The sequence below is a fragment of the Collinsella aerofaciens genome, from assembly GCF_039752985.1.
Taxonomy (GTDB): Bacteria; Actinomycetota; Coriobacteriia; order Coriobacteriales; family Coriobacteriaceae; genus Collinsella; species Collinsella aerofaciens_BT.
This window is the reverse complement of the sequence record NZ_JBDMHA010000012.1, coordinates 1-24934: the sequence shown is the minus strand read 5'-3', so window position 1 is coordinate 24934 and position 24934 is coordinate 1. Positions and strand designations below refer to the sequence as shown.

Genomic DNA, 24934 nt, shown 5'->3' with positions numbered 1-24934 from the left:
CAGCGCGCTAAGACAATCGCCACAAGCGACTTTTCAGCCGATAAAACAGCGCCGTCGTCAACGTCAGCACCGCCAACATGCCTGCGAATACAATCGCCGGTGTCCATCGATCATATGCGAGCCCGTAAACCAATTGGCCAATAGGCGTTGCACAGGAAAGCGTCATATAAACGAGTGCCAGCACTTTTCCGCAGTATTCCTTTGGCGCTGACCGCTGAACAAATGAAACGATTTCGACCGATGTAATGCTTGCCCACGCCATGACCCATGCCGAGCCGGCCGCAAGCGCGGCAAACGCTAATTCATCAGAACCGCTCAGTAGCGTGACAATAATCGGCACGACTCCAAAACAGATCATCGCAACATATCGACATATGCCCTTGAAGGAAAAACGATGCGGCCAAATACCGACCAAACCACTGCCGACAAGACCACCTAAGCCCATAGCCACCTCAATAATCCCAACGAAGGATGACTGCATTCCGAGATGCTTTGCAACAATAACGGGAGCACCAATCGTTAACCCAACTAACGCAAGGTTCAAAATAGCCGCAATCAAAAACACAACGAGCAATGATGAGTTTTGAGACAGGTACCGAATCAACTCCCGAAAATCGTTTCGGCGTGTCGTACGAGTCGCGCCGTCTCCCATCGTTTCAGATGAGGCATTTTGCTTGAGTGCGCCCCCGAACAGCAGGGCTGAAATCGTAAACGTCAACGCCGCGGTTTCGCATAGAGTATCGATACCAAAGCACCCATAGACTGCCGTCCCGACTACAGGCCCCAAGATATTGCTCATCATGATTATCTGCGAGACCAACGCAGTGGCACGCTCAACCTTTTCTTGGCCCGTCATGCGCACCGCCTCAATTTGAAGCATCGGTTTCAGCAGCGATTGGATGCCATATTGGACGCAAAGCATTGCTGCCACGACAACCGCAAGAGGCAGCGAACGCTTCATGGGGATAAACAGCAGTGATGCAGCCATCAGAACAATGCCGAGTACCACAAGAACCCCGCGATGTCTTCCCCGATCCGCCAAAATCCCGCCAACCGGAGTCGCGAGCACGCCCGGTATGAACGCTATCGCCGCGACGGCGCCATATAACGTTGAGGAGCCGCTGCAATCGAACAAGTAGAGCGGACACGCAAAGCACAGTGCCGACAGCATCGAATACGCACACAGTTGTGCAACAAGAAGACCAAATAGCCTGATAGATCGCACTGTTTTTGGCGCCAATGAAACGCTAATTCTTCGCATCCCAGCCATAAGCCTGCCCCCAAATACATACTGTCAGTATGTATTTAATGACTTGAAAAGGGCAGCCGTGGCTACCCTCACAAATCAATTACATACCGTTGGTATCTATATTACCACCCGGCACGGTTCCATACGTCCCAAATCTGGGCCGTTGTCTGGAGCACTTCATTACCCAAATCGAGCCCCACCGCTGCCGCCATCTGTGCCAAACATTGTGCGCGAGCGAGCATTCGCTCCTTGGGCTCGAGCGGACGAAACAATGGCAGCAGCCAAAGATTCGCTAACAACGATACGGCCTCCGCTGCTTCGCGCGGGCATTCGCACGCAATGGAGCCGTCGGCGATGCCCTCCTCGATTACTGGCAAGAGATTGCCATCGGCCGACTCGTCAAACGAACCTTGGTACTGCATCGCCAGCAGCCGCGAGCTTTTTACCGGATCTGCCGCAGGATGCATGCGAGCCCATAGCTCGATTTGCGGAACGACGGACTCGGGCGCATAAAGTCGTTTGAGCTTTTGAGCTCCCGTCATATTGCCAGCACCGAGTGTCGCGCGACGGTGTTCAGCAATCGGAGCCGTTGCCCGATCAAATGCGGCGTTGAAAATCTCCTCTTTGCTCTTAAAGTGATGATAGACAGCACCCTTGGTCATGCCATCGAGGCGGTCGACGATGTCTTGGATGCTCGTCCCCTCATAACCCTGTACGCAGAATAGCTCCAGCGCCGCGTCGAGAATCTTCGCGACAGTCTCCTCGGGATATTTATTACGACCCATAATCCGTCCATCCACAACGCAAGTCTTGTGCCTCATTGCAGCATTTTAACGTTGCGGATGGTAGACGGTCGATTCTACACCGCGGCGGGGCCGTGTTCGCCGGTACGGATGCGGATGACTTCCTCGACCGGCTCGACCCAGATCTTGCCATCGCCGACGGCTCCGGTGCGTGCGGCGTTACAGATGATGTCGACAATGCTGTCGACATGCTCATCGGCGCAAATGAGCGTGAACTGCACCTTAGGGATCGTGTTGACAAGCAACTCGTTGCCGCGCACGTATTCCTTCCAGCCATGCTGCGCACCGCAGCCCTGCACCTGGTTGATGGTCATACCACGAACATCAGCAGCAAACAGCGCGTCTTTGAGAACCTCAAGCTTCTCGGCACGAACGATCGCCGTAATCTTCTTCATAGTGAATTCCTCTCTTTAATAAAGAAATGAATTGTCATTCAATGACGCGGGTTTTCCAGGTGCCCGAGATTGCCCCGAAAGAGGAGCGCCGCGTACTTCGGTACGCAAGCGACGGTTTGAGGGGCAAGGTCGGGTGCCTGGGGAAGCCGCGCGACGATTGAACGGCAAGGTGCGGAGCTTGGGGAAGCTGCTAATCGAGTCCGGAGAACGAGGGATACGCGCTCTCGCCGTGCTGACTCGCATCCAAGCCCAGCGCCTCGTCGGCCTCGTCCACACGTAGGCTGCTGTGGAACAGTGCCTTGACCACCGCGGCGATCACCAAGTCGAGCACCAGCACAATAGCGACCGTCACCACAATGCCCAAGATCTGCGAGATGAGCAGCGACACGTCGCCCGTGTAGAACAGACCGCCCTTACCGGTCCACGAAAGCTCCGGCACACAGAACAGACCTGTGAGTACGCCGCCCAGGATGCCGCCGACGCCGTGGCAACCGAACGCGTCGAGCGCATCGTCGTAGCCAAACTTGGTCTTGAGATGGCTGATGGCCAGGTAGCAGACAGGTGAGACGATCAGGCCCATGACCAGCGCCGCCCACGACTCGACAAAGCCCGCACCGGGCGTGACCACCACAAGGCCCGCAACCAGACCGGTGCTGGCACCCACCAGCGTGGGGCGACCGGTGTGCACGCGCTCGACGGCAAGCCACGAGACCATACCCGCCGCGCTGGCCGTCACAGTGTTGAGGATGGCAAGCGCGGCCACGGCATCGGCCTTAAACTCGCTGCCGCCGTTAAAGCCAAACCAGCCAAACCAAAGCAGGCCGGCGCCCAGTGCCACAAACGGCACATTATGCGGACGATAGCTCACCATACCAAAGCCACGACGACGGCCGAGCATCAGGCAGAGAATCAGGCCCGTAAGACCGGACGAAATGTGTACCACGTCGCCGCCTGCAAAGTCGAGCGCGCCGATGATGTCGCCGATAAAGGAGCCCTCGCCGCCCCAGACCATGTGGGCGAGCGGCGCATAGACCACAAGCAGCCAAATGCCCAGGAAAGCCGCCATGGCACCAAACTTAACGCGGCCGGCCAGGCTGCCCGTGACGATAGCGGCCGTGATCATGGCAAACGCCATCTGGAAGGCGATGTTGATAATCTCCGGGTAGACGGCGCCGTCCGACGCGGTACCCTCGGCCGCCTGCAGCACCTGATTGAGCACCGGCAGGCACAGCAGCTGGTCAAGGCCTCCAATAAACGGGCTGGAGCCGTCACCGCCGTAGGCCAGCGACCAGCCGGCGACAATCCACAGCACACCAACCAGGCCAATGGCGCCAAAGCACATAAGCATGGTGTTGATGACATTTTTGCGCCTGGACAGGCCGCCATAGAAAAACGCCAGGCCCGGTGTCATTAAAAACACGAGCATGGTGCAGATGAGCATAAACGTTGTCGATCCCGTATCGTACATTCGCTCCCCCTTGGTCGCATGGACGTTGTCGGCGCCCATCATGCGGCCGAGGAGTAACTGGTGTAGACCAGATACGGCGTTGTTAAACGCTGCGTTGTCGAATGGAAACGGTGCCGCAATCTTGGAAACGGCGCGGCAACGGGCGCGAAACGAACGGGAAATACGCGAGCAAGGGAGCCGTGAGCGCGTCCGTCCCGACTAGCGCCGGAACAGCTCGCGAGCTCGGTCGCGGAGATTAGTTGCTCGAATGACACCTTCGTAGTGATTGATGCGCAGACGCGGGAAGGCGTTAAAGAAGCGTAGGTCGCGGCGGCTGAGTGACACGCTCGGCACCGGACGGTTCATGCGCTTGCCGGCAAGGCGACGGCTGAGCGATGGACGCGGCATGCTCGGCGCGGCATCGGCCACGCGGCGGGCAGCGAGTGCCAGGCCGCGAGCACCATCCGCGATAAACGTCGGCATCGAAGCCTTCTCGCGCAGGGCATCGAGCGCGGCGTCACCCAGCTCGGCCAGCCACGCGTTAACGGCGCGGCTACGGATGTGCGTCTGTGTCACCGAGTCAATCGTCGATTCGGGAATGCGCTCGAGCATTGAGTCAGACGCATCGGCAAGCGACTCATTGATGCGGTCGGCAAGGTCGGCACGTACACGCTCCAGCTGATCGGACAGGCGGCGCCAACTGGCCAAAGAGCACACCGCGTCGACCATCATCGCGACCGCGACGATAAAGGCGGACAGCCGCACAATCAGCACCGGCAGATGGCCAAGCAGCCCCAGCAATGCCGGCTCCACTAAACGGCAAATACACAGCGCACCCAAGCCAAACGCGCAGGCCCAGTACAGACAGATGCGTCCGTGCAGGTTAAACGGCAGGTGCGAGTAATCCCAAAAGCGTGCGCCTGTTGTCTTTTCCAACAAAAGGCCCACGCTGTACTCGATTACGCTGCATACAAGCGCCGCGGCGACAAACTGGCTCGGGGCATCCGGAATCCCGCGCAGCAAAAGCCAGCAGGCTATACCGCCCACACCATAGATAGGGCAACACGGCCCCAGCAAAAATCCACTGTTGGCGAAGCGTCCGTGATTGAGCATGGCGCAGACCGTCGACTCCCACGCCCAGCCACAAAACCCGTAAAAGGCAAACGAGAGCACCAGTGCCGAAAGCGGGCAGGCGGCAAGCGTCGCGCCGCCAAATGCCATATCAACCGCGGTTCCCACCGTCTACCCTCTCCTCTTTTCGCTTGATTCTTTACTCGAGCCGTCACTCGAGCCCTCGTTCAAATCGTTCGCGCCGCCTTTGCGCCGCAGACGGCCGGCGACCGTCTCATGCAGCGCGCACCATTTATCCGCCAGGCATACAATCCAAGCCTCACGACACGTCGGCGGCACCGGTACCAGCGGAAACATATGCCGCGCGATGATATTCCGCTCGCGCGGCGTCAGCTCAAAATCTTCCTCGGCACGCGTCAGGGCAAAAAACGGGTGGCGAAAGCCGTGCAGCCGATGGCTCGGATCGGGATCATGCCAATCGTAGAGAAAGTAGTCGTGCAGCAAGGCTCCGCGCAGCAGCGAGGCACGGTCGACGGAGATACCGACGCGTCCCAGGCGCTCGGCAAAGGACAGGCTCGCCCGCGCCACCGAGATCACATGCGCATACACCGTCACGTCGCCATGTTGGATAAACTCGCGCGTAAGATTCAGACGGCCCGCCTGTGCCAGTTGACGGGCAGCATGGTCTACTTCGCACGCGATTTTCTCGGCACGAACGACATCGGACATGCTGCCTCCTTCCAGCGACTCACGGCGACAAGCCACGGCCTGTGCACAATCGATAAAAACATCATGGAACAAATCAGTATGGCATCGGACAAAACGTTTTGCCCCACCAGTTGGCGAATTACCGCGCCGCCGTCACATATCAAACGCCAAAATGTGCGAGACTGTCTTGTGCAATTGTGCCGGCCAAGGGAGTGCCGGCGCACGATTCGCATGGAGTAACCCACAACGATGCTGCTTACGCAAACGACAACGCCCGAGGACGTCAAGGCTCTCGACCGCGCCGAGCTTCCGCTGCTCTGCGGCGAGATCCGTCAGGCAATCCTCGAAAGCTCCGCCGCCGTCGGCGGGCACGTTGCCCCCAACTTGGGCGTCGTTGAGCTTACGGTTGCGCTTCATCGCGTGTTTAACTCCCCCACCGACAAAATTGTCTTTGACGTTTCGCACCAGACCTACGCCCACAAGGCGTTGACTGGGCGCGCATACACTTATATCGATCCGAAGCGCTTTGGCGAGGCCTCTGGCTTTGCCAATCCCGACGAGTCCGAGCATGACCTGTTCGCCATGGGCCACACCTCCACATCGGTGAGCCTGGGCTGCGGCTTGGCACACGCCCGCGATCTGGCGGGCGACAGCTACAACGTCATCACCATCATTGGCGACGGCTCGCTTTCGGGCGGCTTGGCGTTTGAGGGCTTCAACAATGCCGCCGAACTCGATAGCAACCTGATCATCATCGTCAACGATAACGACCAGTCCATCGCCGAAAACCACGGTGGCCTGTATCGCAATTTGGCCGAGCTGCGCGCCAGCAACGGCACCTGTGAGCGCAACGTTTTCCGCGCGATGGGACTCGACTACCGCTATCTGGACGCCGGTAACGATGTGTTGGCCCTCGTCGACACGCTGCAGGAGCTGCGCAATATCGATCACCCCATCGTGCTCCACGTCTCGACCGCCAAAGGCAAGGGCTTTGAGCCGGCCCAAAACGATCCCGAGCGTTGGCATCACGTAGGCCCCTTTGACATGGCGACCGGCCGCAAGCTCTGCCCGGGCCATCCAAGCGAGCCTGCGCCGCGCACCTATGCCGACATCACGGGCGAGGCGCTCAGCGCTGCCATCGAGCGCGATCCGCAGGTTGTGGGCATCACGGCCGCCACGCCCTACATCATGGGCTTTACACCCGAGCTTCGCGCTGCGGCAGGTAAGCAGTTTGTCGACGTGGGCATTGCCGAGGAGCACGCCGTAACTTTTGCCACCGCGCTTGCGCGCTCGGGCGCCAAGCCAGTCTTTGGTGTGTACGGCACGTTTTTGCAGCGCGCCTACGACGAGCTCTGGCACGACCTGTGCCTCAACGATGCCCCCGCAACCATCTTGGTGTTTGGCGCGTCGATCTTTGGCACCACATCCGAGACGCACCTTTCGTTCTTTGATATTTCCATGCTGGGCGCTCTTCCCAACATGCGCTACCTAGCGCCGGCCTGCATGGAGGAATACCTGTCCATGCTGAGCTGGTCGCTCGACCACCGCGAGCATCCCGCGGCAATCCGCGTACCGGGCATTGGCCTGGTAAGCCGCCCCGATCTGGCGCCCGCCGAGGAAACCGACTACAGCACCGTTCGCTACAACGTGGTGCGTCAGGGCCGCGACGTTGCCGTGCTCGCGCTTGGCGATTTCTTTGAGCTGGGCGAGCGCGTGGCAAACCGCTTGGCTGCCGAGTACGGCATCGAGGCCACGCTCGTCAACCCGCGCTTTGCAACCGAGCTCGACCGCGAGTTCTTCGACAGCCTTGCCGCCGAGCATCGCGTTGTCGTCACCCTCGAGGACGGCATCTTGGACGGCGGCTGGGGCGAGCGCGTGGCATGTTATCTGGCATGCACGCAGTTGCGCACGCGCACCTTCGGCATCGCCAAGGGCTTCCCCGACCGCTACGACCCCAACGAACTGCTCGCACAGAACGGCATGACGGTCGAAAACATGGCCGCCGAAGCCGTAAGGCTACTCAACGAGTAAGAAAACCTCCGCAAGGGAAGCGCCCCTGCGGAGGTTTTTGTTTTCACAGCTCAATTATCTCAATCTGTAACATCTAGAGCCCGAATTCCCGTCTAACTGTTACAGATCTAGATAAGACGTCTTAGTCCCAGACCTTTGTCTCAATCTGTAACAGATAGAGACCTTTTGGCCCTCCAGATGTTACAGATCGAGATAAAACAGTAAGGCATACCACTGCATCGGCCAGAACCACCACAAAGGTGCCTGTCCCTTTTTGGTAGACACAATAACCCATAAGGTAAGTATGTTTCTGAGTTATTTCGTGTTGACCCATTTGAGCGCGATAGGGTATAACTCTACTCAACCGCTAGGGATTTTATTGAGAAAGGTGTTCTACCATGAGCAAGAACCTCTCCCAGCAGGTCGTTCTCGACCGTCGCGGCTTCGTTGCCGCCACTTTCGCAACCGTCGCCGGCCTTGGTCTTGCCGGCTGCTCCGACACCAGCGCCGAGGCCGACAAGGGTTCCGCCGCCGGCTCTTCCAAGAGCTCCAAGGATACCGAGGCTTCCACCACGCTCGACGCTAAGGCATTCGACAAGCTCGTCGACAACGGCCCCAAGGCCGATGACGACGCCATCGCCGCCAGCACCTGGGCCACGGCCGTCAAGGACGCCGGCGTCTTTAAGATCGGTGGCGTTCAGACCTCCACGCTCTTCTCCCTCCTCAACGAGAAGGACGGTCAGACCCGCGGCTTCGATGCCGGCATCGCGCAGCTTCTGTCCAACTACATCCTGGGCGAGAACAAGGTCGAGATCACCCAGGTGACCTCGGACACGCGCGAGTCCGTCCTGCAGAACGGCCAAGTCGATGCCGTCTTTGCCACCTACACCATCACTGACGAGCGCAAGAAGCTCGTCTCCTTCGCCGGCCCCTACTACTACACGCAACAGGCCATTCTGGTGCTCGCCGATAACGACGACATCAAGAGCGTCGACGACCTGGCCGACAAGAACGTCGCCGTCCAGTCCGGCTCCAACGGCCCCGCCATCCTGGAGGAGTTCGCTCCCAAGGCCAGCCAGCAGGAGTTCAAGACCGACGAGGAGGCCCGCCAGGCACTCCAGCAGGGTCGCGTTGACGCCTACGTCATCGATAACAACATGCAGCAGAGCGCCCTGGTCCGCGAGCCCGGCAAGTACAAGATTGCCGGCAAGCCCTTCGGCAGCAAGGAGCCCTATGGCATCGGTCTGCCGCTCGATTCCGACGGTGTCGCCTTTGTCAACGACTTCCTTAAGAAGATCGAAGACGATGGCACCTGGACCGAGCTGTGGCAGATCTGCATCGGCGACCGTACGGGCGACACCAATGTTCCCGAGCTGCCCGAGATCGGCGCCTAGGCAGCAAGCCTGGTAACGGCCGCAACGAAACCATATGGAAACGCATGATGCGCTTTATTGCGGTAAACTGTTTTCTCACTGAGTTGTCGGGGCTTCCGTACACACGGGAGCCCCTTTCCTTATCGGCGGGAGGTCCGCATGAGTCTCTCCGAGCTCTGGTCGCTCTATGGCCAGAACTATATCGACGCGCTGCTAGCGACCTGGGGCATGACGCTTGAGTCGTTTGCCATCGCCATGGTCCTGGCTGTCGCCGTCACCGTGATGCGCGTGTCGCCGCTCAAGCCGCTGCGCGTCTTTGGCGACCTGTATGTCCAGGTCTTCCGTAACATCCCCGGCATCGCGCTGCTCATCATCGTCGTCTATGCGCTGCCGCCGCTCAAGGTCGTCCTGCCCTACCGCACCTGCGTTATCGTCGCCACGGTCCTTTTGGGCTCGGCCTTTGGCTCCGAAAACTTTATGAGCGGCATCAACACCGTCGGCGTCGGCCAGGTGGAAGCCGCCCGCTCGCTGGGCATGAGCTTTAACCGCATCCTCGCCAAAATCGTGATTCCGCAGGCGCTGCGCTCGAGCGTGCTGCCCATGACGAACCTCTTTATCGCCGTCATGCTCACTACCGCGCTCGGCAGTCAGGTGCCACTTAAACCGCAGGAGCTCACCGGCGTGGTGAGCTACATCAATACCCGCTCGCTCGGCGGCGTCGCCGCGTTCTTTATCTCGGCGCTTGGCTACCTGGGCACGGCCTTTGTGGTGAGCCACATTGGCAACTACATCGATAAGAAGGTGAGGATCCTCCGATGAGCAAGCACTCCTCCCCTGCACTTACCATGCGCGATGCGCTCTACGAGGCTCCAGGCCCCAAGATGCTCACCAAGATTCGCATCGGCACCGCCATCTCGCTTGTTGCCGTCGCCGCGCTCGTCGTCCTCGTGTTGCAGCGCTTTTATGTGACCGGCCAGCTTTCGGTCCACTATTGGTATTTCTTTACACACCTCACCACCTGGAAGTTCCTGCTTGCCGGCTTTGAGGGCACCGTTAAAGTCGCACTCACCGCTGGCGCCATCGCGCTGGTGCTGGGCTTAGCCCTTATGCTCGGCCGCACCAGCGACATTAAGCCGCTGCAGCTGGCCTGCCGTGTGCTCACCGACTTCTTCCGCGGCGTGCCGAGCCTGCTGTTCATTTACTTCTTCTTTTTGGTGCTGCCCCAGTACAAGATCGCGCTGCCGTCGTTTTGGATGCTCACGCTCCCCGTCGCGCTCGCCGCAGCCGGCGTGCTGGCCGAGATTTTCCGAGCCGGCGTCAACGCCGTACCGCGCGGGCAGGTCGAGGCGGCCCAGGCGCTCGGTCTCTCCAAGGCTAAAATCACCTTTAAAATCGTGTTGCCGCAGGCTATTCGGTTTATCATTCCGTCGTTAATCTCACAACTTGTAGTCGTGGTCAAGGACACCACCGTCGCCTATGTGGTGAGCTACCCCGACCTCATGCAAAATGCCCGCGTGCTCATTACCAACTACGACGCCCTCGTGTCGGTCTACCTGGTAATCGCGGTCATCTATATCCTCATCAACGTCGCGATTAACAAGGCCGCCGTCTACGTTTCGCACAAGACCGGCGCGACCATCATCCGCTAACGCTTTACCATTTCGAGTCATAAGGAGCCGAGCACCATGGCACAGAGCACCTCTTCCACCGGCAATCAGCCGCTGATCGAGCTCAAACACGTCGATAAGCACTATGGCGACCTGCACGTCCTCAACGACATCAATCTCTCGGTCGACCGCGGCGAGGTCGTCGTTGTAATTGGCCCCTCGGGCTCGGGCAAGTCGACCATGTGCCGCACCATCAACCGCCTGGAAACCATCGACTCGGGCGAGATCCTCATCGAAGGCGAGCCCCTGCCGCAAGAAGGCAAGGACCTTGCCCGCATGCGCGCCGAACTGGGCATGGTGTTCCAACAGTTCAACCTGTTTGCACATATGACGGTGCTGCAGAACGTCATGCTGGGACCGGTCGATGTGCTGGGTGTCTCCAAGGATGAGGCCCGTGAGCGCGCCATGGATCTGCTGAGCCGCGTAGGCGTTGCCGAGCAGGCCGATAAGGTGCCCGCACAGCTCTCGGGTGGCCAGCAGCAGCGCGTAGCCATCGCCCGCTCGCTTGCCATGCAACCCAAGGCCATGCTCTTTGACGAGCCCACAAGTGCCCTCGATCCCGAAATGATCAACGAGGTGCTCGAGGTCATGGTCCGTCTGGCCCAGCAGGGCATGACGATGATCGTCATCACGCACGAGATGAACTTTGCCCGCCGCGTGGCCGACCGTGTCGTGTTTATGGCCGACGGCCAAATCGTGGAAACCGGCACGCCCGACGAGTTCTTCGACCACCCCCAGACCAAGCGCGCCCAGGACTTCCTCAACTCCATCAAGGGCCACTAACCCAATTGCCAGCGGGCAAATTCATCAGTAACGTTTGCCCCACGCCACCCCTGCACCATGTCCACCCGGATTCGAAAGCCGCACCCATGATCGGAACCCGCACCTCATCGTCCTACACCCCGCACGTCGACGTCGATCCCGCCGACCGCCCGCTTATCCTGGTAGCACCACGCTGGGAAGAAGCGAAGCCCTATTTGAGCGAGACACTCTCCCCCAACGAGGAAATCGCAAGTGTCTTTGTCGACGCCATTCTTGCCGCCGGCGGCCTGCCGCTGCAGATGTCCATCACCGAGGACATTGAGGTTATCCGTCATTACGTCGATATCGCCGACGGCATCGCTATTCCCGGCGGCCCGGACGTCAACCCCAAGCGCTGGGGCGACGAGCGCCCCTACGACCCCACACTGTGCTGCGAGATTCGCGACCGTTTTGAGTTTAAGCTGGTTAACGAGGTGCTCCGCGCCAAAAAGCCACTCTTTACCACCTGCCGCGGCACGCAGCTGCTCAACGTCGCCACCGGCGGCACCCTGTGCATGGACGTGCCGAGCCTGGGTGCGCGCGAGGGTCGCACGCAGTGGCGCCATACCCACGTGCTCAACGACCCCGTGCATCCCGTCGAGGTCGTGCCGAGTTCGCTGTTGGAGCGCGCGCTTGGCGGGCACAGGCTGATCCAGACCAACTCGGCGCACCACTGCTGCGTCGATCGTCTGGGTAAAAGCACGCGCTTGGTCGCCAAGGCAACCGACGGCGTTCCCGAGTGCATCGAAGTCGAAGGCCAGCCATTCTGCCTGGGCGTGCAATGGCATCCCGAGTACACGTGGAAGACGCTCGAGACCGACTTTAACCTGTGGAAGTCGTTTGTCGAGGCAGCGACAAAGGTTAAGCAGGCCCGCTAGCCCGCAAACCACTCAGTTTAAAGCCTCCTATGCCAGGTGGGCGGACACCAGCCACGGTGCCCGCCCACCCTTGTATTTGGTATGCTCGGTATGATTATCCCTCACAAACAATCAAAAAAATCTCGACCGTAATCGGTCGATGTTAGCGCCGGGCGATTTTAGCCGCTAATAGTCAAACTATTTTGACCAATCCCGGTCACCGAATAATGGCCACCGTGCCTCCCCGCCGCCACTACGCTGGTGGTGCCAACACGCCGGCGTTAGGAGGACCATTGAGGTGAACGAGAGACACGATGACCTACAGGAGATTATAGACGCGGCGCTCCGGGAGATGGCCGCGGAGGAGGGCGACGGGTTCGACCCGCAGGCATGCAACCTCGCGGAGTTCTGCAGGAGGACGGGGCTCACCCGCTCCCGCGCGAGGACGGTCAGGGCACACGGGTTCAGGGCCCTGCCCCACGGGAACAGCGGGAGGAGGGCCGCGCCGGGCGTGCTCGCCGGCCACACCGGCCTGGTGGACGACCTCCTGCGGAAGGGCGTCACCAACTCGCAGGTGATATTCGAGCGGCTGCTCGGCCAGGGCTACGCCGGCGGCCTCACCACGGTGAAGACCTATATCGCCGCGCACCGGGACCTCGTGCCCGCGAAGAGGCGGCAGGCGGCCCCGCAGGGCTGCCGCGGCCAGCGCTTCAGGACGGCGCCCGGAGAGGCCTACCAGATGGACTGGGGCTTCGTCGCGGTCGAGCGCCCTGGCGGGGAGCGGGCGCGGATCGCCCGCTTCGCCATGGTCTGCCACCATTGCGGGGGCGCCCACGTCGAGTTCTTCCCGAACGCGCGCCAGGAGAACCTCCTCATCGGGATGCTGCACGCGTTCTCGGCGCTGGGCGTGCCCGCGACCGTGCTCACCGACAACATGAAGAGCGTGGTCGTCCGCCGCGATGCCGACGGCCGGCCCGTCTGGCAGGCCGACTACGCCGAGTTCATGGGCGTCGTCGGCTTCCGCACCAGGTTGTGCAGGCCGCGCCACCCCTATACGAAGGGCAAGGTGGAGAGGCTCGTCCGCTTCGTGAAGGGGAACTTCCTCGCGGGAAGGTCCTTTACCGACCTTGACGCCCTCAACCGGGAGGCCGCCCTCTGGTGCGCCGAGCAGGGAGGCCGCTGGCGGCGCGCGGCGGCATGCGTCCCGATGCGCGAGCACGAGGCGGCGTGCTCGGCGAACACCAGGCCGCTCGAGGTCACGGCCGAGGTCGAGCGGTACCTGTGCCCGCGCCGGAAGATCTCCTTCGACGGCTTCGTGAGCTTCGAGGGGCACCGCTACGGCGTGCCCTACTGGTACGTCCGCCGCGAGTGCAGGGTGAACCGGGAGGGGCGCGTGGTGCACATATACAGCGACGACCTCTCCCGCGAGCTCGTCGCCCACGCCGTCGGCACCGGCGCCGACAGCTGGTGCGAGGGGCAGTGGGAGACATCGCCGGCGCAGCCCGAGGAGCTGCCGACCCAGCCGGTGGGGACCGTGGTCGAGCAAATCGCCCCGCCCAGGACGAAACCCGGTTTCGAGAGGTTCGACTTCGGGAGGGCCGAATGATGGCGGGCGCGGGGGCGAGCCCCTACGAGCTCGCGAGCGACGCCGCGTCGAGGCTCGGGATCGCCGTCGGGGCGGAGGAGCTCGCGACCCTCGCCTCGGACCTCGACCTCGGCGACGGGGAGATGGCCGCCGTGGCAGCCACCTTCTCCTACCTTGCGGAGAAGAGGAGGCTCGCCTCCATCGAGACGCTGCTGAGGCTGAGCAGGCTGCCCAGGCGCGAGCCCAAGACCTTCGAGGGCTTCGACTTCTCCAGGATCCAGGGCCGGGACGCGGCCGCGCTGGGCAAGCTCCCGTCGCTGGCCGACCTCTACGCGCACCGCAACGTCGCCTTCGTCGGGCCCGGCGGCATAGGGAAGACGCACCTCGCGCAGGCCTACGGGCGCGAGTGCTGCATGCGGGGGCTCAAGACCTACTACATAAAGGCGACCGAGCTCAGGGACAGGTTCCAGAAGGCCGTCCAGCGGGGAAACACCTCGCGGGTCGTCTCCTCGCTCGTCAAGCCGTCGTGCCTCATCGTTGACGAGGTGGGGAGATGCGTCTACGACAGGCCGTGCACCGACCTGTTCTTCGATGTCGTCGACAGGCGCTACGAGAAGGAGGGGCCGAACGCGATGGTCCTCACGAGCAACATCGCCCCGAGCGGGTGGGATGAGTTCTTCACGGGCGACGACACGCTCCTCTGCGCCCTCGACAGGCTGTTCGACAAGGCGTCGGTGTTCGTGATGCGGGGCCCGAGCTACCGCGGCAGGGAGCTTGACACCTACTCGGTGGAGGCCGTCCCCCAGGCGGTGAAGGTGAGGGGGATCCAGCCCGAGGGGATGTAGGAATGCGATAGGAAAGTCATAGATGCGGGCGTGTTGGCTAAAATGGGTCGGCCGGGATTGGTCAATCTCGGCCGACTATATTTGGCTAAATTATTCCGGCGCTAACAGTCGACGGTAAAGCAAATGGCAAAAACGCTTGCTACGTTTATTAGGCAGTCAATTAGAATCGAAATGCATTGACTATTCCCCAACGGGGTCACGCCACAAATCCACATGAGCATCGAGGCTGGAAGCGGAAGCATGGAATTGGCCCCGAGCTGTATGCAGATCGCTACAACGTTGACAAGCAACAGCATGCCAATCGGACCGAAGCCGGACCCAAAATAGGAAACAGCAATCACGCAAGAGACCACGTATGCAAGGCAGACGACACTCGCCAGAAGAAGTCGATAGCAAAAAATATTCAGGTCGAAATACTGCTGAGCATCTAAAACGATCGCGCAGTTAAGGCAGTACAAAACGACACTCGACAGGATAAACGCGCCCAAAAGGGCAAAAGAAGACAGCACCACTCGCGCAACGATAGCGCACACACGCTTCCCTCCCCGAGCCTCCGACAACCCCCACGGTTCCTCAATAAAGCCCGAACTGACAAAGCGCGGCACAATGCAAGCCGCGATGAACGGAAAGAACAATGCATGAGCCAACGGGGCTACGTTGAACAGCAGGCCGCGAAAAACCCCTGCATTACCAAATAGAAGGACATCCTCTGCCGATAGCCGAAGCGTCGGGTCTGGGAAAAAGCCCAAGAAACTGTTCTCACGGAGGCTACAGAACCACATCGGGAAAGAATTAAGCTGCAATACCACCATGCACGCATAAATTACCAGGATTAAGGCGTACGCCCATTTGCTCACATGCTTCAATTCTGACTGGAGAAGTCTTTTAATCTGACGAGCCATTGAGCACACCCCCAGCGCGAAAGCTCACGAGAGCGTAAATCAATACCGATAGACAACTGGCTGCCGCGCCATATCCCAGAAGCGTCAGCTGCCCCATATCGCTATACCCAAGGGCACATCCGACTCCAAGGTACGGCCCCGGAAGAAAGAAAATCCATCGCAAGGATGGTATGGGCGTCTGAAGGTAAGTTCCGTAGAGTGTCAAGCTCATGACAAATCCGATTATTACCACAGCCCCGCTAAATACGGCGCTGCTTGTAATCCGATAGATGGTCACCGTCTCCAACGCAACCGATATCACCAATACGGCGTTGATTATCATCGCAGGCAAAAATGTAGCCAGCATGCTATGCGCATAGTTTTGCCCTCCACGTGTTATCGCTATTGCAAACAGAAGAAGGCAAAGCGCACTATATGCTGCGCCGATTATTAAAGAAGACGAAAGTACATGTGCCAGAGCCCCGTTAAAGCGGGCAAGACCTCTTGCTGAAGAAATTCGGCATCCCTCTTCATAGCCGCGCTCCTGTAAAATCGCCAGGCAAACGATGAGCGGAACGAACAGGGAGGTGCCGGCAAAAGCACTGCGCACAAGGGACTCATCGGGTGCAGAAGGATCGATTACATTCCAGCAGAAACCAATATCTTCCCCAAAAACGCTATTGCCAAAGGCGAGCAACGTTGTTCCGTTTTTTAGAAAGACACCGAAAAGAAGGCCGAACGCCAGCATAAGCGTAAGACCAAACTTCGCCGGAAACATCCTGTGCAAACGCATCATATCTGCCTTTATGGGATGGATCGCCCGCTTCATAGCGAGACCGCCTTCATCAAGCGCCTGTAATACTCTTTTAGGGACGATGCCTCATCCCTTATGATGTCCATCGGTTCCTTTTTCAGCAGTTCGCCGTCATGAATAAACACGCAACTTGTTGCAACTGATGCCAACTCATCCAAATCATGGCTAGAGATGAGCATGGTCTTACCCTGTTCTCGATTCAATCGACCGATAAGAGCCCATATGCTCTCGATGCCCAGCGGGTCCAACCCATTTGCTGGCTCATCAAAAATAAGCAGATCAGTGTCACCCAACAAAGCCGTAGCTATATCAAGTCGCCGCTTCATTCCCAGAGAAAAACTGCTCACGCTCCTTTTCTCATCGACGTCCAGCCCAACTAGGCCCAAGACGCGAGGAACCTCACGTTTCTCATCAAGCCCCCATTCCGCACATCGGATTTGAAGATTCTCAACCGCGCTGAGAGATTGATATGCTCCGCTGGAATCTGGCACATAGCCGACACGCGTCCGCATCAGGCCAAGCTCTCTTTTTGATTTGCCTCCAAAGAGCTCCACGCTCCCCGAAGATGGCTCGCAGAGGCCCAAGACGATTTTAATAAGCGTGCTTTTGCCCGCACCGTTTGCACCGACAAGGGCACAGAGCTCAGACTGATGCACCTCGAAGGAAACGTCATGCAAAACGTGCCGTTTTCCGTAGCGTTTTGAAACTTTTGATAGCTTTATCGCTGATGCGTTCATTGGACCCCCGTTCTGCTTGATAGAAAAACCGCTCATATCGTTCCTTCTTTCCTTTATCGTTTTCCATGGTTGTTATTGTTTTTCGATAACTCATATTTGTCAAGATAATCTAAAAGAAGGGACCCGTGTTAGACACGGGTCCCTTCACGCTGATACTTCGTTTTAGTTGTTTGCCTTAAGCTACTCGTCACTCAAATCGACAGCGAAGACTGACGTCGGAAGCGATACCTCATTGCCTCCGCCGTCCCGCATCTGTCTCACGACATTTTTTGCGCGCTCGACAATAAGCTCCTCAAGCTCTTTCTCGCTCACGCGCTGAATAATATCTCCCGGTTGACAATCAAGCTCATCACAGATATCAAGAAGCGTCTTTAGGCGAATAGCTTTTATCTTTCCGTTTCTAAGCTTTGAAATATTAGCCGGAGTATGCCCCGTCGCCCGAATCAGATCAGCGCTGGTCTTTCCGGTCTTAAGCAGCTGCGTCTCAAGCTCGATGATGAGATAGCTCATGTTTCCTCCTACACAAGCTCGTCAGACTGCTCTTGGAGCAGCGAGGCATAACTCCAGATCGCCGAGATAAACAAGCAGACAACTGCGCCGATAAACGACCCCGCATCAAAGGTAGCGCCTTGGCAAATCTCAATAACGAAGGAATGAGGCACGATGTAAAGCTCCAGTCCGCCAATGGTGAGATTGACCGATCCATAGGCACCAACAAACGAAACCGCAGTGTTAACAGCAAAGGCAAGTGCAAGAACACGGATAAGCCGCACATGTGCCCTGGTAAAGGGCGAGACGCCCCGCGAGATGTTACGGCTGATCCCGCACAAAACGACAAGCGAAATACCCACAACGAGTGCCAGGCACAGTCCGCTTGGGATAACGATGCACCCGCCATTGAGAAGCGTCACGACACCAAAAGAATCGACAGAAGCAACGTTTTCAACCGCATACCAAATCACGTAAACAACCAACGCGGCAAAAGCGACGAGCATCCCTGCAAAAACGGCTGCCATGCAAAAACCAAGCTTCCTGATATTTTCGCCCGCCTTGGCCATACGCTGAACGCTGTTGGACATACACTCACCCTCATCGACTCTATCGTTATTCGAACAGTTTATCGAACAACGATATAGATTGCATACGGAAAGCCCCGCCAGTGCGCATAGGCCATTCACTAATCGGAAGGGGTGAGAGTGGATTTTTGGACACGTATCGAACGAGAGTGGATAATCTCCCACTTTGAGGCCACCACCGAGCCTAAAACGGGAGATTATCCACTCTCATTGTCATCAAAGCACGCAAGCTCTTATTCAGCCGCCTCGCGCAGAGCCGACATCGTTGCCGCATATTGTTGCTGCAGCGCATGCATTCCCTCGCGAGCGCCGTCAACGGCATCGGCGCCGCGCAGTGCCTCGGTCACCACAACCGCCGGCTCGTACAGATTATCGAATCCCAGATTCTGGCTCACGCCCTTGAGCGTGTGCGCTGCCATAAACGCACCTTTGGCGTCTCCCGCCGCCATGGCGGCCTCCAGCTTGTCCATGCTCTCGTCATCCAAAAACTTGAGGGCAAAGCGGGCAAGCATTTCCCCGCCCATCAGCCGAGCGCACGCGTCATCATAATTGGCGCCGATCTTCTCATACGCCTCACGCATGGAAATCATGGATTAAAACTCCTTTGGTCAAACTAGATCGTGGGAAACGCGACGACGTCGGCGGGGCGTGCCAACGTCTCGGCAATACGGTCTTGCACCTCGAGCAGGCAGTCGAGCAACAGCGGGTTAAAGGTGCCGCACTTACCGTTCAGGATCATCTGGATCGCCTCCTTGTGCGGGATAGCGTCCTTGTACACGCGCACGCTCGTCAGAGCATCGTACACGTCGGCCACCGAAACCACCTGTGCGGCAATGGGAATATCGTCGCCCTTAAGGCCATCGGGATAACCCTTGCCGTCCCAGCGCTCGTGGTGCCAACGCGCAATCTGGTACGCATATTCCATAAGCGCATTGCCGACGTGATGTCGGCCCAGCTCAAGCAACATGTCGGCGCCAATCGTAGTATGCGTCTTCATAATCTCGAACTCCTCGGACGTAAGACGTCCGGGTTTGTTGAGAATCGCATCGTCAATCGCCATCTTGCCGATATCGTGCAGCGCCGAAGCCAGGGCAATCGTGGAGCGTTCCTCGTTGTCGAGGGAAATGGTGTCGCTACGCTGGACCAGACAGCCAAGCAGCAGCTCGGTCAGCTTTTCGATATTCGTAACGTGCCTGCCGCTCTCGCCATTGCGAAGTTCCATGACACCGGCCATGATGTCGATGAGCATGCGACTGTTCTTGACGCGCTCGTTGTACTGCTGGGACAGCAGGCTCGTCAGGCGGCGCTGTTTGGCGTACAGACGGATAGTGTTGCTTACACGACGGCGCACGACACGGGCGTCAAACGGGCGGCTGATATAGTCCGAGGCGCCCAGCTCGTACGCACGCAGAACCACATCGTCGGATTCTTCGCTCGAAATCATGATGACAGGCAGATTGTCAACAACCGATCGGCGCGACAGATCGGCCAGCACCTCAAAGCCGCTCACGCCCGGCATGACAATGTCCAGCAGCACGAGCGACAACTCATCGCCATAGCGGTCGACCATATCGAGCGCCGTACGACCGTTTTCGGCCTCGAGGATGCAATACTCGTCCTTGAGCATCTCGTTGAGAATGGCTCGGTTCATCTCGGAGTCATCGACGATAAGCACCAAAGGCTTTTCGCTTTGGAAGGCCTCGATGAAATCGCCATCGGTCACGACCGTACCGGCTTTTGCCTTAGCACGGCTCAGTAACTGGACAGCGCGGCCAACGCCCTCATCAACCGTCTCGCCATGAATGCGAACGCCACCAACACATGCCGTCAAGCTCACGTGCTCATGGCCCGGAACAATCGTGGCATGAACGGCATCGGACACCTGATGCAGGCGACGGGTGAAGTCATCGGAGGGAATATTGGGCATGACGACCACAAACTTGTCGCAGCCATAGCGTACAAGCTCGTCAGTCGAACGAATTCCGCTGCGTATGGCTGTCGCCACAGCACCGAGCGCAAGGTCGCCGGCATGACGGCCACACGTATCGTTGAAGACCCTAAAATCATCAAGGTCGATCACCGCAACGCCGGCATTCATGCGGGCGCTACGGAGCTTTTCCTCGTAATATCGGCGATTGCGCACACTCGTCAGCACGTCGGTGTAGACGAGGTCCTCTTCTGCAGCCTCTTGCTCATCGATCGGACGCACCATCAGCAGGACGTGAGGCTCGCCCTCGACCTTCAGAGGGCGCAGGCGAGCGCGGTACTCGGTACCATCATTGAGCAGCTGCTCCGATACATCATCGGAACCTGCCAAGGCCTCAAGACTCGACTGACGCAGACAAGGGCAGCGATCGCCGGCGAGCAAGCAGTTAGGCTCGCTCTTAATCTGATCGGCCGACAACAAACGCACCACGGGGTAGGTCTTCGCGACGCGGGCGACCTCGGCGGCAGCCTCCTCGTCGGTTAGATTGACCTCGTGATTATTGAGCATATGGGGCCCTTCCTATCGTTACGCACGGCAACGGTGCATATCAATTGGTACAAGGGTAGCATCTAACAGCTGAAGGCAAACGCGCGATTATCGTTACATTTTTATGACCTGGCAAACGGCGGTAATGGAGCCGCGGGCGCGCGGTTATGGGCGCATTCGTTAACAATGACGAAACGCTAACAGCCCCTCTCCCCGCAGGTCATCGAGCGTGCTAACGCTCCAAGACATCGCGAACGGCGTTTGCCGCCGTAACGGGGCGATCGCGCAGACCGTTATGCGCGCCCGGGATCGTCACAAGGGGGCAATCGAGATATTCGGCAGCCGCTCGCGTGCCAGCCTCGCGGGGTGTACCGACCGAAAGCTCGCCCAAAAACACAGCCGACACCGCCTTTGATTCTCGGGCGCGCTCCCAGTCGGGAGCATATGTCATATTTGTTCCGTATTCATTGGCCATAAAGCAACGACCATTGCGCAGGGCATGCTTGGCTTCCGCTTCGGTCGTCCCAGGAGCCTCGGGGTCCAAGTCGCCGAGAGCTCCCAAGAAAAGCCGAAGCGCCCTTGAAACCTTTCCAGCCGCAATCATATCGAGCAAAATCGGAGCCGCGCCCATGCCGACGCCTTCGGCCGACACAGCCGGCTCATGCAGAATCGCACGGGCGACGAGATGGGGTTCGATGCGAAGAAGCTCCAGCGCCACCAACGTACCGGCGCTGTGCGCAAGCACATTTGTCGGAGCGCCAACGTGTTCGATCACGGCCTGCAGGTCGGCGGCCTGAGCGGCAAGATCATAGCTGCCGTCTGCCGCTTCGCTGCTGCCGCCACAGCCGCGGCGGTCGTAGGCAATTACGCGGTAGTTGTGACTGAGCTCACATGCAATGCCGTCGAAAAATGTGCCGTCGACACAAGCGCCGTGCACGCACACCAAGGCAGGAGTATCAGGCGACACATCCGGGCCGGCATATTCGCGACAGGCAATCGTGGTGCCCGCATTCTCGACCGTAAAATCCATGTTGTGCCCCCATCATCAACGCCCATCCAGTTGCGCGTCAGTACGGCTGGATAGACCCGCATTTCTTTACGCCTTGTTAACAGATTAACTTTACCCGACCCGAGGCTTTTCATGACACGGCATAATGAGCGACGTGAAAAAACGAAACTTGTAAAGCAAGAGCCCGCACCCTGCTTTGGAGCCGATGCTATGCTTAGGCACAATTGTCTTGAGGAGCATATGCCTATGTCTACGTTTTTGAATGCCAGCCCCATCTTTGGGCCCGTTCGCAGCCGTCGCCTTGGTCTCTCGCTCGGCGTCAACATGATGCCGGCCAGCGGCAAAATCTGCACGTTCGACTGCATTTACTGCGAAAACGGCCTCAACGCCGAGCGCCCCTGTCACGAGCCGTACAACACAGCTGCCGTGGTACTCGACGCGCTCGAGGCAAAGCTGCGCGATATGGCAGCCGAGGGCGAGCTCCCCGATGTGATCACCTTCGCAGGCAACGGCGAGCCCACCGTCGCACCGGAGTTTCCGCAGGCCATCGCCGGTGCCGTCGCGCTTCGCGACCAGCTGGCCCCAAACTCCAAGATTGCCGTGCTCTCCAACGGCACGCGCGCCGACCGCCCCGAGGTACACAATGCGCTCATGATGGTCGACGACAACATCCTCAAGCTCGATACGGTCGACCCGGCGTTTATCCAGCTGCTCGACCAGCCTGTTGGCCCCTACGACGTCGAGCACCAGATCGAGACGTTCGCAAGCTTTGACGGTCACGTTATTATCCAGACGATGTTTTTGAGCGGTGAGTACCGGGGCAAGTCTCTCGATAACACCGGCGAGGAGTACGTTGCCCCCTGGCTCGCGGCACTTGAGCGCATTCGCCCACAAGAAGCGACCATCTACACGGTGGCTCGCGAGACGCCGGTCGCCGGCCTTGCCAAAGCAGCGCCCGAGGCCCTCGACGCCATCGCCGCGCGCGTGCGCGCCCTCGGCATTCCCTGCCAGGTGAGCTACTAGCGCGCAGCTGCCCTGTGAGTGGGCTATACTAGCTGCGAATGAAAGGAAGTTAGCCATGTTTGACAATGGACCCGTGCCCGGCCGCAACGACGCTTGCTGGTGCGGCAGCGGCAAAAAATATAAGAAATGCCATAGCGCCTTTGATGAGCGCCTTGAGCGCCTGTGGGAAGAGGGCTGGGAGGTTTTGCCCCGCACGCTCTACAAGGCGCCCGCCGATATCGAGGGCATCAAGCGCTCGGCCGCCATCAACGTGGGCGTGCTCGATTACGCAGGCGAACACATCGCCGCGGGCATGACCACCAACCAGATCGACCAGATGATCTACGACTACACCGTCGAGCACGGCGGCACGCCGGCCGACCTCAACTATGAGGGCTACCCCAAGAGCGTTTGCACCTCGATCAACGACGTGGTCTGTCACGGCATCCCCTGCGATACGGACGTGCTGCACGAGGGCGACATCATCAACGTCGACTGCTCCACGATTCTTGACGGCTACTTTAGTGATTCGAGCCGCATGTTCTGCATCGGCGAGGTCTCTGCCGAGCGCCAGCGCCTGGTCGACGTCACCCGCGCCAGCGTGGAGGCGGGTCTGGCTGCCGTCAAGCCGTGGCTGCCGCTGTCCGTGATGGCCGAGGCCGTGCAAAAGACGGTCGAGGACGCCGGCTTTAGTGTGGTACGCGAGTACGGCGGACACGGCATCGGTAAGGAGTTCCACGAGGACCCGTTTGTGGGCTTTACCACCGAGGCACCCGATGTGGACACCATCATGGCTCCGGGCATGGTCTTTACCATCGAGCCCATGGTCAACGCCGGAGCGCCCGACATCAAGATCAGCAAGGGTGACGGCTGGTGCGTGCGCACCAAGGACGGCAGCGATTCGGCCCAGTGCGAGGTACAGCTCGTGGTGACCGAGGACGGCTACGAGCTGCTGAGCTGGTAGCCGTGGATGCGCCGGATGCTGACGGGCACGCTCGTCTTGCATCCGGCGTTTTATTTAAACGTTTTGCCTGATAAAACCTGCCAAAATAAACCTGTCCCTTTTTGGCAGGTCGAGCGGAGAGGACTGCTTGTGAACATCCTGGTTTTGCTGCCCGTCAATGACCGCCATCGCGCAATTCTTGAGTCGAGCGCTCCGGGCGAGGACTTTATCTACACGAGCTCCGACGCCGCCACGCGCGAGCAGATCGCCGATGCCGACGTGATCTTGGGCAACATCGACCCTGGCATGCTCACGGCATGCGAGCATCTCCAGCTGTTACAATTGCAGACCGCCGGCTATGACGACTACTTGGCCGCCGGCACCGTGCCAGCCGACGCTAAGCTTTCCTGCTCGGTGGGCGCCTACGGCCAGGCCGTAAGCGAGCATATGTTTGCCATGGTCCTTTCTATGATGAAGCGCCTGCCCGGCTATCACGACTTGCAGCGCGAGCATCGCTGGGAGGATTTGGGGCCGGTCACCTCGCTCAAGAACGCCAATGTGCTGGTGCTAGGCGCGGGCGATATCGGCGGCCACTTCGCCACACTCTGCCGCAACATGGGCGCGCACGTCCGCGGCATCAAGCGCCATCCACTCGTCTACCCCATTGTGTTTGAGGACATGGACGGCATGGACGCCCTCCCCGAGCGCCTGGCCGAGGCTGACATCGTCACGTCCTTTATGCCCAGCACGCCCGAGACGCGCGGTCTGGCGAACGCCGAGTTCTTCGCCGCGATGAAACCGGGCGCCTTCTTTGCCAACGGCGGCCGCGGCGATCTTGTGGTTGCCGACGATTTGGTTGCCGCTCTGGAGTCGGGACATCTCGCCGGCGCCGCGGTCGACGTCACCGACCCCGAACCGCTGCCTGAGACAAGCCCACTGTGGAATGCGCCCAACATGCTCATCACGCCACACGTCTCCGGCTGGTTCCACCTGGCAGCCACGCTCAACAATGTGGTCGACATCGCCGCGGAGAACCTGCGTCACCTGCAAGCCGGCGAAACTTTACGTTGTTGGATCGAACATTAGGGTTCCGCCGTTCTAACGAACGGCGGACCGGTCGACGCTGCGCGCCGCCCAGAGCGACAATTTGTCATTCAAAAGGCAAGGCATGACCAGAAGGTCTATGCC

At 59.1% G+C, this 24934-nt stretch carries 25 protein-coding genes; 11 read left to right on the top strand and 14 right to left on the bottom strand.

Annotated features, from left to right (window positions below; genetic code table 11):
* Nucleotides 1–7: 7 nt before the first annotated feature.
* The 6 genes from ABHR76_RS02790 to ABHR76_RS02765 all read right to left on the bottom strand — a co-directional run bounded on the left by ABHR76_RS02790 (nt 8) and on the right by ABHR76_RS02765 (nt 5694).
* Complete coding sequence (locus tag ABHR76_RS02790; RefSeq protein ID WP_306667643.1) at nt 8–1270, bottom strand: MFS transporter; 1263 nt, start codon at nt 1268–1270, stop codon at nt 8–10.
* 101 nt (nt 1271–1371) lie between these two features.
* Complete coding sequence (locus ABHR76_RS02785) at nt 1372–2034, bottom strand: TetR/AcrR family transcriptional regulator (protein WP_035137606.1); 663 nt, start codon at nt 2032–2034, stop codon at nt 1372–1374.
* A 74-nt stretch (nt 2035–2108) separates the two neighbouring features.
* Nucleotides 2109–2447, bottom strand: a complete 339-nt coding sequence (locus ABHR76_RS02780; RefSeq protein ID WP_346976740.1) for a P-II family nitrogen regulator — start codon at nt 2445–2447, stop codon at nt 2109–2111.
* Between the two features lie 190 nt (nt 2448–2637).
* Nucleotides 2638–3915 (bottom strand): ammonium transporter, encoded by a 1278-nt coding sequence (locus ABHR76_RS02775; protein WP_346976739.1) that lies wholly within the window; start codon nt 3913–3915, stop codon nt 2638–2640.
* A 198-nt stretch (nt 3916–4113) separates the two neighbouring features.
* The gene (locus tag ABHR76_RS02770) at nt 4114–5133 is read right to left on the bottom strand and encodes a putative ABC transporter permease (RefSeq protein WP_238022578.1); all 1020 of its coding nucleotides are present in this window, start codon (nt 5131–5133) and stop codon (nt 4114–4116) included.
* Nucleotides 5134–5136: 3 nt separating this feature from the next.
* Nucleotides 5137–5694 carry an HD domain-containing protein gene (locus tag ABHR76_RS02765; RefSeq protein ID WP_238022579.1) on the bottom strand — a complete coding sequence of 186 codons (558 nt, stop codon included), beginning with the start codon at nt 5692–5694 and terminating at the stop codon, nt 5137–5139.
* A 228-nt stretch (nt 5695–5922) separates the two neighbouring features.
* On the opposite strand from ABHR76_RS02765, the gene ABHR76_RS02760 reads away from it, so the two are divergent.
* The 8 genes from ABHR76_RS02760 (at nt 5923) to ABHR76_RS02725 (ending at nt 14811) form a co-directional block, all read left to right on the top strand.
* Nucleotides 5923–7704: a 1-deoxy-D-xylulose-5-phosphate synthase gene (locus ABHR76_RS02760; protein WP_238022580.1), complete on the top strand. Its 1782-nt coding sequence runs from the start codon at nt 5923–5925 to the stop codon at nt 7702–7704.
* Between the two features lie 377 nt (nt 7705–8081).
* The gene (locus ABHR76_RS02755) at nt 8082–9077 is read left to right on the top strand and encodes a glutamate ABC transporter substrate-binding protein (RefSeq protein ID WP_346976738.1); all 996 of its coding nucleotides are present in this window, start codon (nt 8082–8084) and stop codon (nt 9075–9077) included.
* Nucleotides 9078–9215: 138 nt separating this feature from the next.
* Nucleotides 9216–9875: an amino acid ABC transporter permease gene (locus tag ABHR76_RS02750; RefSeq protein WP_006234894.1), complete on the top strand. Its 660-nt coding sequence runs from the start codon at nt 9216–9218 to the stop codon at nt 9873–9875.
* On the top strand, nt 9872–10705 hold the full coding sequence (locus ABHR76_RS02745; RefSeq protein ID WP_346976737.1) for an amino acid ABC transporter permease: 834 nt from the start codon (nt 9872–9874) through the stop codon (nt 10703–10705). The genes ABHR76_RS02750 and ABHR76_RS02745 overlap by 4 nt, the downstream gene beginning before the upstream one ends.
* Nucleotides 10706–10741: 36 nt before the next feature.
* The gene (locus ABHR76_RS02740; protein ID WP_035137613.1) at nt 10742–11506 is read left to right on the top strand and encodes an amino acid ABC transporter ATP-binding protein; all 765 of its coding nucleotides are present in this window, start codon (nt 10742–10744) and stop codon (nt 11504–11506) included.
* 86 nt (nt 11507–11592) lie between these two features.
* Nucleotides 11593–12402 (top strand): gamma-glutamyl-gamma-aminobutyrate hydrolase family protein, encoded by an 810-nt coding sequence (locus tag ABHR76_RS02735; RefSeq protein WP_346976736.1) that lies wholly within the window; start codon nt 11593–11595, stop codon nt 12400–12402.
* A gap of 277 nt (nt 12403–12679) precedes the next feature.
* Complete coding sequence (gene istA / locus ABHR76_RS02730; RefSeq protein WP_346976735.1) at nt 12680–13987, top strand: IS21 family transposase; 1308 nt, start codon at nt 12680–12682, stop codon at nt 13985–13987.
* Nucleotides 13984–14811: an ATP-binding protein gene (locus ABHR76_RS02725; protein ID WP_006235234.1), complete on the top strand. Its 828-nt coding sequence runs from the start codon at nt 13984–13986 to the stop codon at nt 14809–14811. Before istA ends, ABHR76_RS02725 begins: the two co-directional genes overlap by 4 nt.
* Before the next feature lie 101 nt (nt 14812–14912).
* Here ABHR76_RS02725 and ABHR76_RS02720 read toward each other — a convergent pair whose 3' ends face one another.
* From ABHR76_RS02720 to ABHR76_RS02685, 8 genes are all read right to left on the bottom strand, one after another.
* On the bottom strand, nt 14913–15713 hold the full coding sequence (locus ABHR76_RS02720; RefSeq protein WP_346976734.1) for a hypothetical protein: 801 nt from the start codon (nt 15711–15713) through the stop codon (nt 14913–14915).
* Nucleotides 15697–16521 carry a hypothetical protein gene (locus tag ABHR76_RS02715; protein WP_346976733.1) on the bottom strand — a complete coding sequence of 275 codons (825 nt, stop codon included), beginning with the start codon at nt 16519–16521 and terminating at the stop codon, nt 15697–15699. Before ABHR76_RS02715 ends, ABHR76_RS02720 begins: the two co-directional genes overlap by 17 nt.
* Nucleotides 16518–17279 (bottom strand): ABC transporter ATP-binding protein, encoded by a 762-nt coding sequence (locus tag ABHR76_RS02710; protein ID WP_346976732.1) that lies wholly within the window; start codon nt 17277–17279, stop codon nt 16518–16520. The genes ABHR76_RS02715 and ABHR76_RS02710 overlap by 4 nt, the downstream gene beginning before the upstream one ends.
* 144 nt (nt 17280–17423) lie before the next feature.
* Nucleotides 17424–17753 carry a helix-turn-helix domain-containing protein gene (locus ABHR76_RS02705; protein WP_117758382.1) on the bottom strand — a complete coding sequence of 110 codons (330 nt, stop codon included), beginning with the start codon at nt 17751–17753 and terminating at the stop codon, nt 17424–17426.
* Between the two features lie 8 nt (nt 17754–17761).
* Nucleotides 17762–18322, bottom strand: coding sequence for a hypothetical protein (locus tag ABHR76_RS02700; protein WP_346976731.1), 561 nt, complete (start codon nt 18320–18322; stop codon nt 17762–17764).
* A 230-nt stretch (nt 18323–18552) separates the two neighbouring features.
* Nucleotides 18553–18909 carry an Hpt domain-containing protein gene (locus ABHR76_RS02695; protein ID WP_138374869.1) on the bottom strand — a complete coding sequence of 119 codons (357 nt, stop codon included), beginning with the start codon at nt 18907–18909 and terminating at the stop codon, nt 18553–18555.
* Nucleotides 18910–18932: 23 nt separating this feature from the next.
* Nucleotides 18933–20813 (bottom strand): diguanylate cyclase, encoded by a 1881-nt coding sequence (locus ABHR76_RS02690; protein WP_138374868.1) that lies wholly within the window; start codon nt 20811–20813, stop codon nt 18933–18935.
* 211 nt (nt 20814–21024) lie between these two features.
* A complete protein-coding gene (locus tag ABHR76_RS02685) occupies nt 21025–21822 on the bottom strand; it encodes an alpha/beta fold hydrolase (RefSeq protein ID WP_138374867.1) in 798 nt (265 codons plus the stop codon).
* Nucleotides 21823–22047: 225 nt separating this feature from the next.
* On the opposite strand from ABHR76_RS02685, the gene ABHR76_RS02680 reads away from it, so the two are divergent.
* From ABHR76_RS02680 to ABHR76_RS02670, 3 genes are all read left to right on the top strand, one after another.
* Nucleotides 22048–22824, top strand: coding sequence for a radical SAM protein (locus ABHR76_RS02680; RefSeq protein ID WP_138374866.1), 777 nt, complete (start codon nt 22048–22050; stop codon nt 22822–22824).
* A gap of 55 nt (nt 22825–22879) precedes the next feature.
* A complete protein-coding gene (map, locus tag ABHR76_RS02675) occupies nt 22880–23767 on the top strand; it encodes a type I methionyl aminopeptidase (protein ID WP_138374865.1) in 888 nt (295 codons plus the stop codon).
* 129 nt (nt 23768–23896) lie between these two features.
* On the top strand, nt 23897–24832 hold the full coding sequence (locus tag ABHR76_RS02670) for a D-2-hydroxyacid dehydrogenase (RefSeq protein WP_138374864.1): 936 nt from the start codon (nt 23897–23899) through the stop codon (nt 24830–24832).
* Nucleotides 24833–24934 lie beyond the last annotated feature (102 nt).

Bases quoted from the DNA above. Each gene is read 5' to 3' on its own strand.
- ABHR76_RS02790 (WP_306667643.1), bottom strand. From the start codon at position 1,270: ATGGCTGGGATGCGAAGAATTAGCGTTTCATTGGCGCCAAAAACAGTG.
- ABHR76_RS02785 (WP_035137606.1), bottom strand. From the start codon at position 2,034: ATGGGTCGTAATAAATATCCCGAGGAGACTGTCGCGAAGATTCTCGAC.
- ABHR76_RS02780 (WP_346976740.1), bottom strand. From the start codon at position 2,447: ATGAAGAAGATTACGGCGATCGTTCGTGCCGAGAAGCTTGAGGTTCTC.
- ABHR76_RS02775 (WP_346976739.1), bottom strand. From the start codon at position 3,915: ATGTACGATACGGGATCGACAACGTTTATGCTCATCTGCACCATGCTC.
- ABHR76_RS02765 (WP_238022579.1), bottom strand. From the start codon at position 5,694: ATGTCCGATGTCGTTCGTGCCGAGAAAATCGCGTGCGAAGTAGACCAT.
- ABHR76_RS02760 (WP_238022580.1), top strand. From the start codon at position 5,923: ATGCTGCTTACGCAAACGACAACGCCCGAGGACGTCAAGGCTCTCGAC.
- ABHR76_RS02755 (WP_346976738.1), top strand. From the start codon at position 8,082: ATGAGCAAGAACCTCTCCCAGCAGGTCGTTCTCGACCGTCGCGGCTTC.
- ABHR76_RS02750 (WP_006234894.1), top strand. From the start codon at position 9,216: ATGAGTCTCTCCGAGCTCTGGTCGCTCTATGGCCAGAACTATATCGAC.
- ABHR76_RS02745 (WP_346976737.1), top strand. From the start codon at position 9,872: ATGAGCAAGCACTCCTCCCCTGCACTTACCATGCGCGATGCGCTCTAC.
- ABHR76_RS02740 (WP_035137613.1), top strand. From the start codon at position 10,742: ATGGCACAGAGCACCTCTTCCACCGGCAATCAGCCGCTGATCGAGCTC.
- ABHR76_RS02735 (WP_346976736.1), top strand. From the start codon at position 11,593: ATGATCGGAACCCGCACCTCATCGTCCTACACCCCGCACGTCGACGTC.
- ABHR76_RS02725 (WP_006235234.1), top strand. From the start codon at position 13,984: ATGATGGCGGGCGCGGGGGCGAGCCCCTACGAGCTCGCGAGCGACGCC.
- ABHR76_RS02720 (WP_346976734.1), bottom strand. From the start codon at position 15,713: ATGGCTCGTCAGATTAAAAGACTTCTCCAGTCAGAATTGAAGCATGTG.
- ABHR76_RS02715 (WP_346976733.1), bottom strand. From the start codon at position 16,521: ATGAAGCGGGCGATCCATCCCATAAAGGCAGATATGATGCGTTTGCAC.
- ABHR76_RS02710 (WP_346976732.1), bottom strand. From the start codon at position 17,279: ATGAGCGGTTTTTCTATCAAGCAGAACGGGGGTCCAATGAACGCATCA.
- ABHR76_RS02705 (WP_117758382.1), bottom strand. From the start codon at position 17,753: ATGAGCTATCTCATCATCGAGCTTGAGACGCAGCTGCTTAAGACCGGA.
- ABHR76_RS02700 (WP_346976731.1), bottom strand. From the start codon at position 18,322: ATGTCCAACAGCGTTCAGCGTATGGCCAAGGCGGGCGAAAATATCAGG.
- ABHR76_RS02695 (WP_138374869.1), bottom strand. From the start codon at position 18,909: ATGATTTCCATGCGTGAGGCGTATGAGAAGATCGGCGCCAATTATGAT.
- ABHR76_RS02690 (WP_138374868.1), bottom strand. From the start codon at position 20,813: ATGCTCAATAATCACGAGGTCAATCTAACCGACGAGGAGGCTGCCGCC.
- ABHR76_RS02685 (WP_138374867.1), bottom strand. From the start codon at position 21,822: ATGGATTTTACGGTCGAGAATGCGGGCACCACGATTGCCTGTCGCGAA.
- ABHR76_RS02680 (WP_138374866.1), top strand. From the start codon at position 22,048: ATGTCTACGTTTTTGAATGCCAGCCCCATCTTTGGGCCCGTTCGCAGC.
- map (WP_138374865.1), top strand. From the start codon at position 22,880: ATGTTTGACAATGGACCCGTGCCCGGCCGCAACGACGCTTGCTGGTGC.